This is a genomic window from Pseudoalteromonas sp. 2CM32C, assembly GCF_023161925.1.
Classification (GTDB): domain Bacteria; phylum Pseudomonadota; class Gammaproteobacteria; order Enterobacterales; family Alteromonadaceae; genus Pseudoalteromonas; species Pseudoalteromonas marina.
In genome coordinates, this window is sequence record NZ_JALNTI010000001.1 from 509,978 (window position 1) to 523,923 (window position 13,946).

At 38.2% G+C, this 13,946-nt stretch carries 16 protein-coding genes; 9 read left to right on the forward strand and 7 right to left on the reverse strand.

The genetic code is table 11. The features are described 5' to 3' along the window. Nucleotides 1-132: 132 nt before the first annotated feature. The 4 genes from MTF67_RS02335 to MTF67_RS02350 all read right to left on the reverse strand — a co-directional run bounded on the left by MTF67_RS02335 (nt 133) and on the right by MTF67_RS02350 (nt 2,866). Nucleotides 133-870: an enoyl-CoA hydratase/isomerase family protein gene (locus tag MTF67_RS02335; protein ID WP_039036399.1), complete on the reverse strand. Its 738-nt coding sequence runs from the start codon at nt 868-870 to the stop codon at nt 133-135. Nucleotides 871-984: 114 nt separating this feature from the next. Then, on the reverse strand, nt 985-1,599 hold the full coding sequence (locus MTF67_RS02340; RefSeq protein WP_248518608.1) for a response regulator transcription factor: 615 nt from the start codon (nt 1,597-1,599) through the stop codon (nt 985-987). Continuing rightward, a complete protein-coding gene (locus MTF67_RS02345; protein WP_248518609.1) occupies nt 1,596-2,699 on the reverse strand; it encodes a histidine kinase in 1,104 nt (367 codons plus the stop codon). Before MTF67_RS02345 ends, MTF67_RS02340 begins: the two co-directional genes overlap by 4 nt. Next, nucleotides 2,696-2,866, reverse strand: a complete 171-nt coding sequence (locus tag MTF67_RS02350; protein ID WP_248518610.1) for a hypothetical protein — start codon at nt 2,864-2,866, stop codon at nt 2,696-2,698. The genes MTF67_RS02345 and MTF67_RS02350 overlap by 4 nt, the downstream gene beginning before the upstream one ends. 157 nt (nt 2,867-3,023) lie before the next feature. Between MTF67_RS02350 and MTF67_RS02355 the strand changes: the two genes are divergently transcribed. From MTF67_RS02355 to queG, 4 genes are all read left to right on the forward strand, one after another. Continuing rightward, nucleotides 3,024-3,890 (forward strand): DMT family transporter, encoded by an 867-nt coding sequence (locus MTF67_RS02355; RefSeq protein ID WP_248518611.1) that lies wholly within the window; start codon nt 3,024-3,026, stop codon nt 3,888-3,890. Continuing rightward, a complete protein-coding gene (locus tag MTF67_RS02360; protein WP_248518612.1) occupies nt 3,887-4,591 on the forward strand; it encodes a glycerophosphodiester phosphodiesterase family protein in 705 nt (234 codons plus the stop codon). Before MTF67_RS02355 ends, MTF67_RS02360 begins: the two co-directional genes overlap by 4 nt. A gap of 58 nt (nt 4,592-4,649) precedes the next feature. Further along, a complete protein-coding gene (locus MTF67_RS02365; protein WP_008126841.1) occupies nt 4,650-5,867 on the forward strand; it encodes a methyl-accepting chemotaxis protein in 1,218 nt (405 codons plus the stop codon). Nucleotides 5,868-5,978: 111 nt separating this feature from the next. Further along, the gene (gene queG, locus MTF67_RS02370) at nt 5,979-7,109 is read left to right on the forward strand and encodes a tRNA epoxyqueuosine(34) reductase QueG (RefSeq protein WP_039036393.1); all 1,131 of its coding nucleotides are present in this window, start codon (nt 5,979-5,981) and stop codon (nt 7,107-7,109) included. A 124-nt stretch (nt 7,110-7,233) separates the two neighbouring features. Here queG and MTF67_RS02375 read toward each other — a convergent pair whose 3' ends face one another. The 3 genes from MTF67_RS02375 to MTF67_RS02385 form a co-directional block, all read right to left on the reverse strand. Then, nucleotides 7,234-8,367 (reverse strand): response regulator, encoded by a 1,134-nt coding sequence (locus MTF67_RS02375; RefSeq protein WP_248518613.1) that lies wholly within the window; start codon nt 8,365-8,367, stop codon nt 7,234-7,236. Nucleotides 8,368-8,437: 70 nt separating this feature from the next. Beyond that, a complete protein-coding gene (locus tag MTF67_RS02380) occupies nt 8,438-10,411 on the reverse strand; it encodes an ATP-binding protein (protein WP_006794086.1) in 1,974 nt (657 codons plus the stop codon). A gap of 118 nt (nt 10,412-10,529) precedes the next feature. Continuing rightward, on the reverse strand, nt 10,530-11,051 hold the full coding sequence (locus tag MTF67_RS02385) for a GNAT family N-acetyltransferase (RefSeq protein WP_235420587.1): 522 nt from the start codon (nt 11,049-11,051) through the stop codon (nt 10,530-10,532). Between the two features lie 48 nt (nt 11,052-11,099). Between MTF67_RS02385 and MTF67_RS02390 the strand changes: the two genes are divergently transcribed. The 5 genes from MTF67_RS02390 to MTF67_RS02410 all read left to right on the forward strand — a co-directional run bounded on the left by MTF67_RS02390 (nt 11,100) and on the right by MTF67_RS02410 (nt 13,830). Continuing rightward, on the forward strand, nt 11,100-11,675 hold the full coding sequence (locus tag MTF67_RS02390) for a glutathione peroxidase (protein WP_006794084.1): 576 nt from the start codon (nt 11,100-11,102) through the stop codon (nt 11,673-11,675). Nucleotides 11,676-11,759: 84 nt separating this feature from the next. Then, complete coding sequence (locus MTF67_RS02395) at nt 11,760-12,041, forward strand: peptidylprolyl isomerase (RefSeq protein WP_006794083.1); 282 nt, start codon at nt 11,760-11,762, stop codon at nt 12,039-12,041. A gap of 64 nt (nt 12,042-12,105) precedes the next feature. Beyond that, nucleotides 12,106-12,684, forward strand: a complete 579-nt coding sequence (locus tag MTF67_RS02400; RefSeq protein ID WP_006794082.1) for a glutathione S-transferase family protein — start codon at nt 12,106-12,108, stop codon at nt 12,682-12,684. 17 nt (nt 12,685-12,701) lie between these two features. Further along, a complete protein-coding gene (locus MTF67_RS02405) occupies nt 12,702-13,052 on the forward strand; it encodes a DUF2750 domain-containing protein (protein ID WP_006794081.1) in 351 nt (116 codons plus the stop codon). Between the two features lie 97 nt (nt 13,053-13,149). Continuing rightward, nucleotides 13,150-13,830, forward strand: a complete 681-nt coding sequence (locus MTF67_RS02410) for a hypothetical protein (RefSeq protein ID WP_248518614.1) — start codon at nt 13,150-13,152, stop codon at nt 13,828-13,830. The last annotated feature ends 116 nt before the right edge of the window (nt 13,831-13,946 follow it).

A 13,946-nucleotide genomic window follows, 5' to 3' on the forward strand; every position in this document is an offset into this window, starting at 1 on the left:
CACTTAATATTTAAACAAAGCTCACCTATCGGTTATTTAGCTTTTTAAACTTAGCGTACAGGGCCTTAATATGTCCTTAATTATGCAGCTTAATTGTGTCATTGTGATTAAGCTGCATCAGTGACTAAGCCATTACTTAGTTTTATGAAGATTTTTGTATAACATTTTACTGACGTTATCGATAAAAGCGGGGTCTTCTTCTTTAATAGTTTGCAAGATGTGTTTGTTCATTTGCGATTTGTTTTGAGCGTAAATCCAACGGTTTTTATTAAACTGCGCTGCAAATTCAAGTACACCGGCTTGCAGTTCGTCACTGTTAGAAAATACAGCTTCTATTACGTTGTTTTCAAACAGTTGTTGTGCCCCCACCCGTTCGCCCGTCATTGCTAGCCTATTAAAGAAGGTTTGCGGTATCGCTTTATTAATAATAGGAAACATAGACGGTACAAAAGGCACCAGTACATCCACTTCAGGAAAGCAAAAAAAGCCTTTGTCTGATTTCATAAATCTAAAATCACAGGCACAGGCAAGCACGGCTCCATTACCATAAGTATGACCATTGAGGGCTGCAATAATAGGCATAGGAAACGTAACAATACGTTGTAGCAACTGTGTTATTTGCAACATAAAGTCAGAAATAGCCGCTGGTAAAATGCTTGGGTTTGCCATCCATTCAAGGTCAATACCCAGCGACCAGCTTTTGTCGCTTGCTGAGGTAAGTACCACCGAGTGAATGCTTTTATCAGCCTCTATATGATCAAGGTGTAAATTAAATTCAGCCAAAAACGCTGGATTGTGTCGATTTTCTGCGGTGTTCATTGTTAAAACTGCGACACTGTTTTTTACTGTTAAATCTATTAAATTTGCCATTTAACCCTCTTTTTGCGAATTTTAAGCTTACTTTAAGCGTTGTTCGTTACTTTTGTTGTTATGACTAACATAGTAAGGGTTTGTGTTAAATTTATAAACCTTAATCACATGTGTTTATAACCACCCTTTTTGTTTAGCTATGCGTGCTGCGTCGATTCGGTTTGTTGCATTAAGTTTGGTAATTGCGTCTGACAGGTAGTTACGCGTTGTGCCTTCACTTATAAATAACTGTGTGGCTATTTCGCTCGTTTTAAGTCCATCGCTTGCAAGCTTTAATGCTTTTCGCTCTTTATCGGTAAGTGGATCGGCGTCGTCTAGAGCGTTGATTGCAAGCTCTGGGTCAATCACTTTTTGCCCTTGCATTACCTTTTTGAGTGCGTTGATTAGCTCGTCACTCGGGGCTTCTTTTAATATAAATCCTTTAACACCAGCACTTAACGAGCGCCTAATATACCCAGCGCGTGAAAACGTGGTCATGATCACCATTTTTATAGCCGGAAATTGCATTGCTATTTTTTCACTAAGTTCTATGCCGTTCATTTTAGGCATTTCAATATCGGTTAAAATAATATCTGGCATTGCATCTTCATCAAGCGCATTAATAGCATTTAGAGCATCTAGCCCGTTGCTTGCTTGGCCAATTACGTCAATATTAAAATCTAGGCTAAGTAGTGCACTAACAGCGTCACGCACTAGCGCCTGATCTTCCACTAAAAATATTTTGATCATTGTAAATCCTCAGATGAAATTGGCAGTACTACGTTTAATGTAAATTGTTTGCCACAGGTAAAAGTTGCACTACCTTGTATTTGCTCTGCTCGTTCTTTTATACCGTTTAAACCGTTGCCTGCCTCGAGCCTGCCACAGGGTGCATTATCTATCACTTCAATGAGTAATTGCTGGGGTGTTTGCTTAATTGTTATTGCGCTGTTTTTAGTTGAACTATGGCGTAGTAAGTTAGTGACTGACTCTTTAATTATTAAACTAGCAATGCCCTCTACCTTGGCAGGTAGCACAGATAATTCAACGTTAAACGTAATATTAAAATCTTGCTCTAATAATCGTTGTTTTAACTGAGCAACTTGGCTTACCAAATTAAGCTCTTTTAAGTCGCTTACGGCACTGCGTACATCGCTAAGTAGCTGCCTTGCAAGGTCTGCTACTTGAGCTATTTCGTTGTTTGCTTGCTCGTAGCGCTCACCTTGGTTTAGCTTATTAGCCAGCTCGGCCTTTAATGCAATAGATGAGAGTGAGTGGCCTAAAATATCGTGTAGGTCACGCGCTATACGTTCACGCTCAGCAATAGCAGCTAATTGCTCTAATTGGTTTGCACTTTCTTGCTCGCGCTTTTTATGGTCGCGTTCTCTTTTTGCTGCAATTCCATAACTAAATAAAGCGGCACATAATATTAAGGCCACAGCCAAAAAGTATTGAAGCTTTCCCATATCGCTTAAATACGAACTTGTAAAAAGCGCCACCACAATGGCTAATGCGGCATAAAACCGCTGTTTTAAGTTATAACTATACCCAGCTACATAGGCAACAAAGCCATATAAGGTAGGTGTGCCAGAGGTAAAAAAAGTGGCGCTAAAACAAATAGCGAGCAAGGCTAAAAATAAGGTGGTTATTTTTGTGTTATCGCAGTTAATTGCTTTTACATACAAGATAATAAAGGCAATATAAAAAGCTAAACATAGGCCCATTTGGCTTTTTGTAAATTGGTCAAAATTAATAATTAATGGCAGTAAGTAAAAGCCTGTAAAAATTAAATGGCCGTATTTCCAAAACGTTTTATCCGTTTGTTGAGAAAAGCTACTTTGCGAACTCATGCTAGCACCTCTAGTGTATTATTTTTATTTAAAGCACTCTTTTTATTAATAAATATAGATACCACAAAAATGCTTATCAGCATAAAATAATCAATGTAATTAATAGTAAAATTAAGCGAATCAAAAAACTCGCTAATATCAAGACTCATTAAAACTAAACTATTCATAGCACTCTCCTGTTAAGTAGGATAACTATGCCAGTACGTAAAAATAATAAGAGTGTGAAGTGTCATTAACTTTGCTGACATTTGTCATGTTTCAAAAAATTCATCTTGTTGACGCCCCCTCGGTGATAACATATTAAAAAAAGGAGATGATGTTTAAATGCAGCCACAACAGCAAAGCTTAATTTACCTACATATTGCCGTGTTACTTTTTGGGGGAACTGCCCTTTTTGCCAAACTCATTGGTTTAAATGCCCTGGATATTACAGTTTACCGAACAGCTATTGCTGGTATGGCAATATTGGCAATTCTTTCATTCGGGAAAAAACAAATTAAGTTAAACAATCCCAAAGACTACCTTATTGCTTTATTTTTAGGTATTACAGTAGGGCTACATTGGGTGACTTATTTTGCAGGAATGCAAATGGCTGGCATAACCATTGGTATGCTTGCATTTTTTAGCTACCCAGTAATGACCGTGTTTTTAGAGCCTTTATTTAATAAAAGTAAACCTCAAGCAAAAGATATAATAAGCGCTGGTGTAGTCGTTTTGGGTATTTATTTATTGGTACCAAGTGCTGATTTAGGTGACGATGTAACACTTGGTGTTATTACTGGCGTGGTATCTGCGTTGTTTTTCTCTGTCAGAAACATTACTCACAAACGCTATTTTAGCCAATACGGCGGCCCACAGACGATGTTTTACCAAACCTTGGTAGCGAGCATAATGCTGTGCGCATTTATTGAAGTGCCTGTGTACGAGGTGAGTAATCAAGATCTTGTATTAATTGCCGTCGCTGGCATTATATTTACCGCTACACCGCACTCGCTATTTGCAGCAAGCCTAAAACATTTATCAGCCGCAACGGCAGGGCTAATTTCATGCTTACAACCGTTGTACGGTACTATTTTGGCTATTATTATTGTTCACGAACGCCCAACATTAATGACCCTGATTGGCGGCGCACTTATTGTAAGCGCTGCATGCTTTGAAACATGGTCAATAACCAAGAGGGCTCGACAATGAAAATTTTTGCACACAGGGGTGCTAGCGGGCACTTTCCCGAAAACACTAAAAGCGCCATTTTAGAAGCCTTAAATATGGGTGTAGACGGCATTGAAGTAGATATTCAAAGCGCTACCGATGATTACATGCTAATACATGACTCGTGGCTAGACAGAACCACCAACGGAAAAGGCAAAGTTAGTGAGTTTGATGTAGCAACCCTTACAAAACTTGATGCGGGTAATGGCGAATGTATACCAAGGCTACAACAGTTATTTGATTGGAATAACAATAAAACCTTACTTAATTTAGAACTTAAGCATACCTTTGAACTTGAAAAGTTTGCTGACCAGCTTGAACGTAATATCAGTGCGGGAACCATTTCATGTGCTAATATTTTAGTATCATCGTTTGATCATCATCAATTACAATGGCTTAAAAAGCGTTTACCCTGGTTAAAAATAGGCGCTTTAACGTCTTCTATTCCAATTAATTATGCAAAGTTTGCACAAGACTTAAATGCATTTAGTGTGCATGTAGATAAAAATTTTATTAACAAAGCGTTTGTAGATGATGCTAAAAAACGCGGGCTTGAAGTTTACGCTTATACAGTGGATAAACAACAAGATATTGCACTTATGCGTGACTTCGGTTTAGACGGGATTTTTACTAACTTTCCCATGCAATCCAAGGCATATTTGCTATCGTTAGCTGATAAATAGAGTCGCTTATACCTTGCAAATGCCTGCGTAAAAGCGTTCAAACATAGGTTTAAGCAAGATGAGTGGCTTAATGAAAATTTATAATTACATCGAACAAACATTCTTTTTTACTCTAACGCGTAAAATTGTTGGTAACTTGAGTTTTGTTTTTTTGTTTCAGGCTATTACTTTATTTTGGCTTTATGACAGCTTAAGTGAGCAACAAAATCTTGGCCTTTTTTGGCTACTAACCTTAGTTATTATTTCAGGCTTTGCGTTTACGCTTTTTTATATGCGCTTTTTGATTGTTCGCCCTGTAAAAGCTATGTGCGATACGCTTATTAAAATTAATCAACAAGATGCCAATTTAAACGCTAAACTTCCGCATTTTTCATACGACGAATTTAAAACGTTAAGTACGCAATATAACGATTTTACAAGCCACTTAAGCCAATTACTTAACACGACTTACACAAGCGCTGAAGCCAGCGCACAAAGTAATAAAGCCGCAACTGAGTCAATGCAAAGTACGGAAAATTCGAGCGAACAGCAAATTACCTTAAGTCATACAATTATTGATGCCAGTAACCAAATAACACAAAGCTTGCAAAATATTGTGGGCAATACCGACAGTGTTCATACTGTAAATAATGAGCACTTAGCCTTTGTAAAACTCTCAGCTCAAGAGCTGAGTTCTCTGGTTGAGAAAGTGCAGTTAATAACTGATATGTTAGGCAGTTTTGCGAGCACCGTTGATGGCTTGAAGGAAAACAGTGAGAATATTCGAAGTATTTTAAAAATGGTTGAGGAGTTTTCTGATCAAACTAACTTACTCGCGCTTAACGCCGCGATAGAAGCTGCGCGAGCAGGAGAAGCCGGGCGTGGTTTTGCTGTTGTTGCTGATGAAGTACGTACCCTCTCGGTTAAAGTAAGTGGAGCTACTCGCCAAATCAGTGATTTTATAACCCAAATGAATGATTTGGTCAGTGAAACAAATAAAGAGTCAGAGCAACTTATTAACCATTCTAAAAATGCACAAAGCTCAATTTGTTCAACCTCTGAAGGGTTTAGTAAAATGCTTAATGAATTTGAGAGTAATCAACAGCAATTACAGCAAATTGCCAGCGCCGTGCATCTACTAGAAGATACGCAAAATTTAACCCATCAATCGGTAGAGCAAATTGTTGAATTAGGCGAGCAGGCTAAACAGCAAATAGACACCGCTCTTGCCGACAGCCAATTATCGCAAGAGTTAAGCTTACAAACACAGCAGCAATTGAAGCGCTTTGTACTTTAATTTTTATCATAAACGCGGTTTACGCTTAAACACCTATTGATGCGTAAACCTCAACACACCCCTGTAATTATGCTAAATTACAGGGCGATTATTTAATATGCGTGAATATGTGTGAGCAACCTAACTCCTGACTACCCTAAATTAGCCCAGCAAATAAAAGCATGGGGAAAAGAACTCGGCTTTAGCGAAGTAGGGATCACTGATATAGATTTGAGTAAGCATGAACAACAGCTTCAGCGTTGGCTTGACGCCGGGTTTCATGGCTCAATGGATTATATGGCGGCACATGGAATGAAACGCGCTCGCCCTGACGAGCTTATTCCCGGCACACAACGTGTTATATCGGTAAAAATGAACTACCTGCCCCCCGATGCTGGCTTTGCTAAAACATTAAAAAACAAACAAAAAGCCTATATTAGCCGTTACGCACTTGGCCGAGACTACCATAAATTAATTCGTAATCGATTAAAAAAGCTCGGCCAAAAAATAGAACAAGAAGTAGGTGAATATGGTTTTAGACCCTTTGTTGATTCTGCCCCTGTATTAGAGCGTCAATTGGCTGAAAAAGCGGGGCTGGGCTGGCGTGGCAAACATTCATTACTAATAAACAAAGAAGCTGGATCGTGGTTTTTTTTAGGTGAATTGTTTATTGATTTACCTTTACCTGTTGATAATGAAAATACCTTTGAAGGCTGCGGTAAGTGTGTAGCCTGCATAACCTTATGTCCTACAGGTGCAATTGTAGAACCTTATGTGGTTGATGCCCGTAAGTGTATTTCATACTTAACAATAGAACACCAAGGCCCTATTCCTGAGCAATACAGAACTTTATTAGGTAACCGAGTTTATGGCTGCGACGATTGTCAATTAGTTTGCCCGTGGAACCGCTATGGACAAATAACCGACGAACAAGACTTTCATCCGCGCACGCAGTTAAAAGACAAAGACTTGCTTGAGCTGTTTAGTTGGGATGAAACCACATTTTTAAAAAATACCGAAGGCAGCCCAATTCGCCGAATTGGACATGAACGTTGGTTACGTAATTTAGCCGTTGGTTTAGGTAATGCAAACTTTGACCCTGACATTATTAGCGCGTTAGAACAAAAAATTGATGGTTGTAGTGATCTAGTAAAAGAGCATATTCAATGGGCACTGGAGCAGCAAAACAATAAACAACCCTCACTTAGAAAAACGCAAAGACTTATTAGGATAGTGGAAAAAGGCTTACCACGAGATGCATAAATTCATAGAAGCCTATTTAGTACTAAAGCAAATCAGAGCTATTGGAGTGTGATTATTCGCCATTATAGGGCGGTAAACCCTATATTAATGGCAAACAAGCCCTAAAAGTAAGTCTATGTGTTTATTATTGGCTATGGTTTAGCAGTATCGAAAGCTCTGTTTCAATGTCTGCGAACGCCTCTTTTACTTGAATAACAGACTCCTCGCGGGCTACAGAATTTTGAATTGTTTCATCTACTTTTTTATAGATAAAAATTTCTTGGTCTTCGTCTAAACCCATTGTTGGAATTCTAACCTCAAGCTCTTCCTGAAGTTTTTTAAATACTTGTTCGTTGTTTAAGCGATTTTCATTAAGTAAATCTATCAAACCATGAAATTTACTGTGTACTGTACTTGCTACTGCGTTTAGTTTTACCTGCTGCGCATCTAATAAGTTCTTAGTTATTATGGCGCGTAACTGCTGTTCTGTAACACTAACAATAAAGCACACGTGATCGCGTATTCTGCCGTGTTTATCAGGATCGTGTCCTGGCATGTTTAAGATGAGTAAACTAATTAGCTCGTAGTTAACTAATAAGCGCTGCGAAAACTCATGCAAACGGCCTTTGTTTTTAAGCATTTCAAATAGCTCGATCACAATAGGCGAGCAAACACTATGTAAAGCATAATGTTTAACAATAGAGTCGTATCTAAATTCTACATTACTTTGTAAATCAAAAGATTGTAGGCAATCAATAAGTGCTTTTGCTAAATCGTCTGGGTTAGTTATGAGTGCTATGCTTTCTACGTAGTTGACTATTTGCCCCATTTCGCTGCTGTTAGCCATTGCATTGAACGCGGTTGAAGTTGCCGCTTCTACTTGTTTTTCTAGGCTTTGTTTCTCTACTAATACTTGGTTTAGATTTTTTAATTTAGATCTAAGCTCATCATGCCCAAATGGTTTTACTATGTAATCTTCAGCGCCGGCTGAGTAGCCTTCCATGCGCTCCTCCACAGTTCCTCTTGCAGATACAAACATAACAATAATATGTGCGGTACTTGGGTTTGATTTAAGCGTTTTACACACTTCGTAACCACTCATCTGCGGCATGCTTACGTCAAGTAAAATAACTTGAGGCATATAGTCCTCAACCATATCCAAGCATTCAGGGCCACTGTTGGCTAGCCTTAACTCAAAATCTAAGTCTTCTAAAATTTCTTCAATTATCTCAAGGTTAAAGGGCTCGTCATCTACTGCTAGTATTTTTGTTAAAGCCATAACTAAATCATCCTTTTAAATTTAAAAATAAATTGTATTAACATAAACAACTTACTGTTTTAGCGTACTTTTATTCATCGACTAGGTGTTCGTCTAAATTTATTTCAAGTGGTAATTTTATGTGAACTGTGGCACCACCATTGGTATTATTACACGCGCTAATTTGACCTTGATGCAACGATACAAATTCTCGGCAAAGTGCTAAGCCTAGCCCCGTACCGCCCGCACCACTATTTGTTTTACTGCTTTGCACAAACTTTGTGAAAATATGATCCAGCTCATCTTCAGGAATACCTATACCACTATCAATGACTTCAATATCAGCAAATTGGCCATCCGATGCTAATTTAAGCGTGATGTTACTTTTGGGCTCACTAAACTTTAATGCATTGCCCAATACGTTGCGCAACAACTGATTTATTTGCTCTTCATCGCATTGCACAATGACCGGTGAATCTGGCGCAGGAAAAATAATATTAATGTGTTTTTCCATCGCCGTGCCCGACACATCATCAATGCTCGTTTTAATAATGCTTTCTAAATTATGAGGGCGCGGGTTAAACGGAAATTTACCTACATCAAGCTTTGATAAATCAAGAAGGTTATTTAATAAAGATAGCAGCCTATCGCCACTACACTCGATACGAGATAAGTATTTTAGTAACTTTTCTCTGGCAAAATCGCCAGCTTCTAGCTTATCGAGTCCAAAGCGTGCAAAACTTAAAATTGAGTGCATGGGGGTTCGCAGCTCATGTGACATATTTGCTAAGAAGTCTGATTTACTTAAATTTGCCGCTTCGGCTACATTTTTAGCATGCTCTAACTGCGATGTACGGGCTTTGACCTCTTCTTCTAGTAACCCTTTAGCTTCTTGAAGTAGCTCTTCTTTTTGTTTTAAGTGAGTTACATTTTTGAAAATTACAGCCAGTGCAATCTCACCATGGTGATCTATTTCGTTAAAAGAGCCAAATAAAGGTACTGTGCCACCACTCTTAATGGGTAGACGTAAATCGTAACTAAACTGACGATTGCTGTTTAATGTTGAAATTTTTTCTTTGATTCCAGCAATCGAATCGTTATCTAAAAAATCAAATAAAGATTTACCAGAAAGCCCGCTAAACGGTAGATCTAACAGTCTTAAGCAAGCGTCATTTGCTTCAATAATTTGACCGTTGCGTTTAAATAGCATGATAGCGTCAGGGGTGTGTTTATAAATAACTTGTAGCAAGCTGTCTTTTTCTATTAGTGCATCGACAGTTTCTTGAAGGCGCTCAACTAACTCGGCATTGCGGCGTTTTAATAATTCAGTTTGCCAAAGCTTATGCACTGATTGCAGTAAAATATTTTCATTGAGGGGTTTGATCAGTACGTCTTCAACACCTTGGCGAATAGCTTCAATCATTGAAACTTGGTCAGGGCGGGAAGTGAAAAGCAAGCACCGTGCATTTGGTTGCGACACTTTTAATTTTGAAAATATTTGAAGGCCAGTCGCTTCACCTAGGCTAAAATCGCTGATTAAAATATCAATTTTATTACTTTTTGCAATAGTGAGTGCGTCATTTAAGCTGCTTGCCGTAAGAGTTTTAATATGTGCACCAATTAAATTGCTCTTCATATTATCAAGGCGATTTTGGATATGATCGACCAACAATATAGTGGGCAGTTGCATCATATGGTTAGAGTCTAGCTCTAATAAACTTTCTAAAAGAGAGGTGATCTCTTTATTAGAGAAGAAAGGATAAACAACCGTAGCATCAGGTACTATTTTATTTAGGCCAGCAAATGCGGTTAACTGCTCTGTGTTTTCGGTTTTTGGGGCAAGTAATAATAAACGCCCATGAGATAATTTATCAATTAGCGGTTTAATAGGTGCAACCGGCACACCGTGAGCTATAACAACTAAATCGTAATTTTCGGCGTGAGTAAACATCTCAAGCATAGAGAAATGAATCAGCTCAACATTACATCCAATGAGCTCTAAGAGTACTTTTACTCTCATTGCTATGATGGTGCTGCTGTCTATGATCAATATTTTTCTAGCCATTAAACTACACTTACAACCAATAAAATTAATATGTTACCAGCGTAGTATAAAAACACGAAAATAACACACATTCCTGTGCGTTATTTGTAAACAAATATGACCAATAAATAAGCGTAACTTATTCTAAATGCTTACCAAATATGGTTAGGCTGTATAAGTTATTATCCATAACGGCAACGTTTGGTAACTCCCCCCACACATCAAAACCAAAGTGCTTAAATAACTTTACGCTTGGCAAATTATGGCTAAAAATAAAGCCAAGTAACACGCTAATATCAAGCTTTTTAGCCTCCGATTGCGCAAACTGCATTAACTTTTTACCCAAGCCTTTACCTTGTGCATTTTTAGTTATGTAAATGCTCATTTCTACGGTTCCATCGTAAGCAGGGCGTCCGTAAAACGATTTATAACTCACCCAGGCAAGTACAGTATCGTTTTCGCAATACACATAAATTGGGCGTTTTTGTGTATGACTATTAAACCAATCTTTTTTTTCTTCAACGGTTACTTCTTCGGTATCTGCCGTTACCATTCGCCCTTCTATGGTTTCATTATAAATGGCGACAATATCATTAAGGTCGTCAATAGTTGCTAAGCGAGTTGTCATAGTAAATTTAAGTGGTTGATCAATTTCCTCCATATTAGCGTATGATCAGCCAATCAAACAATCGGATAGTTAGGTAATATAATGCTTAAAAAAATGATAATAGGGTTTACTGCGTTGCTGGTTAGTTCAACTTTAATGGCACAAACACAGCCAAATAATGAAGCCGTAAATCCCCAAGCCTGTGACGATTTTACTAACGTTGATATCCGAAAGCTTCGCTCTAAAGAGTCCATTAATTTATGCGACTACAAAAACAAACCTCTGTTAATTGTTAATACTGCGAGTAACTGTGGCTTCACACCTCAGTTTGAAAGCTTAGAAAAACTACACAAAACATACAAAGACGAAGGGCTTGTAATATTGGGCTTCCCTTCTGATGACTTTTTCCAAGAAGAAGATAACGAAAAAGAAACGGCCAAAGTCTGTTTTATTAATTACGGGGTCACCTTTCCTATGTTCGCCACCAGCGAAGTGAGAGGGAGTGATGCAAATCCTATATTCAAGCATTTAAACGAGCAAACAAGTTCGCCCAATTGGAACTTTTATAAATATTTGGTATCTGCTGATCGTAAAACAATTTTACGATTTAACAGCAAAGTAAAACCAGATTCAGAAAAAATGATTAAGGCAGTGGAAAATTCCCTGTCTAAAATCTAAATTTATACTGGTACAATTTGTACAAACTAACTAGTATGGCAATACACTAGGTTAAAAAAACACCACTTATAATCAGGAGATTTTATGGCAGTGGCAAGCGCACGACACATTTTGGTAGACAGCGAAGCACAATGTTTAGACTTAAAAACAAAAATTGAACAAGGCGAAGACTTTGCTGAATTAGCAAAAGTACATTCTAATTGCCCATCAGGACAAGACGGCGGCGCTCTGGGTGAGTTTGGCCCAGGTATGATGGTTCCTGAGTTTGATAAAGTGGTTTTTTCTGCCCCAATAAACCAGGTACAGGGCCCTGTGCAAACGCAATTTGGTTACCATTTACTTGAAGTTACTAGCCGTTCAGAATAAATTGAGCTTTACTGCTATTAACGTTTAATAAAAGCCGCTTCAGCGGCTTTTTTTTGGAGTGATTATGCAATTAATTGGTTCTGTTCCCTCACCTTACGTTCGCCGAATTAGAATATGGGCTCTGCAAAACAACTGTAATATAGAGCTTATAAGCTTAGACATATTTTCAGCTCAAGACCGCCCTAAAATGGCCAATAAAAACCCAGCCCGAAAAATACCTATTTTAATTGATGGTGATTTAACACTGAGCGACTCAAACTCAATAATACGCTACTTATTAGAGAAAACAGGCAAATCAAAGCTAAACTGGCCGCAAGAGCACTTACTTACCACTATTAATGCCTGCAACGACTCGCTTGTTGAAATGCTATTATGCAAGCGCTCAGGTTTAGATACACAAAGCGATGCATTATTTTTTAATCTGCAAAATGAGCGAATAGAACAAACATTAAGCTTTTTAAACAACCATTTAAACGATGAACAATTTAAAAGCTGTGAATACCTCAACATCAGTTTATACTGCCTGCTTGATTGGATTAGCTTTCGTGAATTAACTGACTTTAGTCAGTACAGTGAACTTGTTGCATTTCATGGACAATTTAGCGAACGTCAATCAGCAATAGAAACTAATCCTCGTCACTAACTTAATAAGGTAAACACATGAGCGATATTGAAATTGAATCACAGCTAGTTAACTTCGTAGAAAAAGTACGTGTTAGCGAAGTCATTTGGGCACTGGGCGCAGAAGATAATGGCTTTGTAGTGTGCGACTCAAACCAATTTGACGACACTGATGTTTTACTGCTCTGGGAAAGTGAAGAAGCGGCTAAAGCGCAGTGTAAAGAAGAATGGAAAGATTACAGCCCGGTAGAAATTAACCTTGATGAATTTTTAGATGCATGGGTTGAAGATTTAAATGAGGACGACGCATTAGTTGGCATTAATTGGAATGATGACCAAGTATGTGTAGAGATTGAACCAACGGGTTTAGCTCGTGCATTAAGTGAATAATAATTTACACACAGGACCTTAAAGCCTGATAACCCGACTAGCATCTAGTGCTAGTTGGGTATAAAATAAAGCATCTCACTATTTTCAAGGTATTACGTTGAAAACCCATCTTGGTCGCCGCCCTTTTTCAGCCATGGAACTGCACACTATTTATAATGGATATATATACGGTGATGTTCGACTCCCTCGCGAGCAAGCAAAACATTGGCACTTTTGGCTGCCACTAATAGCCTATTACAGCGGTGCTTACAGTGATGAAATTGGCTGTTTAACACTTGATGATCTTTGTATTATTGATGATATTTTATGTTTTAGCTTTCATACTCACGGTAAAATAAAGCCCCGCTTAGTCCCTGCACATAAAGCACTTATCGATGCAGGATTTAGCGATTATGTTGAGTTTATAAAGTCTAAAAACCACCAGCGACTTATGTTTGATCTCCCGGCTAAAACAGGCAGATACAGTGAAAAAGTACGTATTTGGTTTTCGGGTGAAGGCGATCGTGCCGGCTATTTGCAAAAATGTGATATCCCCAACGTTGACCAGCTCGGTATGAAAACCGCCATTAGTAGCTTACGCCTTAACTTTGAACAACAAGTGCGTATTTATGCGCTTCAGGCTAACTCTAAAGATGCTTTTAATTATTTAATGGGTTTTAATGAATACCCAGATAATCAGTTTGATGAAATCAGCTTATTAAATACGGTTATTCAACAAGTACGTATTATAAATACACAACTCAGCTGGCAACGTTTTCTATCACGCGAAAGCCACTGACAAACTTTGTTACTATTTACCATCAAAGCCACTTCTTAAATCAATTACGCGCCTCACAAAAACTGGTAGGATAAACTGTACCCATAAAAATCTGGGCGTTTCTAACAATAAACAAG

What these genes read in the sequence shown, in the direction of transcription:
- MTF67_RS02335 (WP_039036399.1), bottom strand. Translation starts at nt 870, where the DNA reads ATGGCAAATTTAATAGATTTAACAGTAAAAAACAGTGTCGCAGTTTTA.
- MTF67_RS02340 (WP_248518608.1), bottom strand. Translation starts at nt 1,599, where the DNA reads ATGATCAAAATATTTTTAGTGGAAGATCAGGCGCTAGTGCGTGACGCT.
- MTF67_RS02345 (WP_248518609.1), bottom strand. Translation starts at nt 2,699, where the DNA reads ATGAGTTCGCAAAGTAGCTTTTCTCAACAAACGGATAAAACGTTTTGG.
- MTF67_RS02350 (WP_248518610.1), bottom strand. Translation starts at nt 2,866, where the DNA reads ATGAATAGTTTAGTTTTAATGAGTCTTGATATTAGCGAGTTTTTTGAT.
- MTF67_RS02355 (WP_248518611.1), top strand. Translation starts at nt 3,024, where the DNA reads ATGCAGCCACAACAGCAAAGCTTAATTTACCTACATATTGCCGTGTTA.
- MTF67_RS02360 (WP_248518612.1), top strand. Translation starts at nt 3,887, where the DNA reads ATGAAAATTTTTGCACACAGGGGTGCTAGCGGGCACTTTCCCGAAAAC.
- MTF67_RS02365 (WP_008126841.1), top strand. Translation starts at nt 4,650, where the DNA reads ATGAGTGGCTTAATGAAAATTTATAATTACATCGAACAAACATTCTTT.
- MTF67_RS02375 (WP_248518613.1), bottom strand. Translation starts at nt 8,367, where the DNA reads ATGGCTTTAACAAAAATACTAGCAGTAGATGACGAGCCCTTTAACCTT.
- MTF67_RS02380 (WP_006794086.1), bottom strand. Translation starts at nt 10,411, where the DNA reads ATGGCTAGAAAAATATTGATCATAGACAGCAGCACCATCATAGCAATG.
- MTF67_RS02385 (WP_235420587.1), bottom strand. Translation starts at nt 11,051, where the DNA reads ATGGAGGAAATTGATCAACCACTTAAATTTACTATGACAACTCGCTTA.
- MTF67_RS02390 (WP_006794084.1), top strand. Translation starts at nt 11,100, where the DNA reads ATGCTTAAAAAAATGATAATAGGGTTTACTGCGTTGCTGGTTAGTTCA.
- MTF67_RS02395 (WP_006794083.1), top strand. Translation starts at nt 11,760, where the DNA reads ATGGCAGTGGCAAGCGCACGACACATTTTGGTAGACAGCGAAGCACAA.
- MTF67_RS02400 (WP_006794082.1), top strand. Translation starts at nt 12,106, where the DNA reads ATGCAATTAATTGGTTCTGTTCCCTCACCTTACGTTCGCCGAATTAGA.
- MTF67_RS02405 (WP_006794081.1), top strand. Translation starts at nt 12,702, where the DNA reads ATGAGCGATATTGAAATTGAATCACAGCTAGTTAACTTCGTAGAAAAA.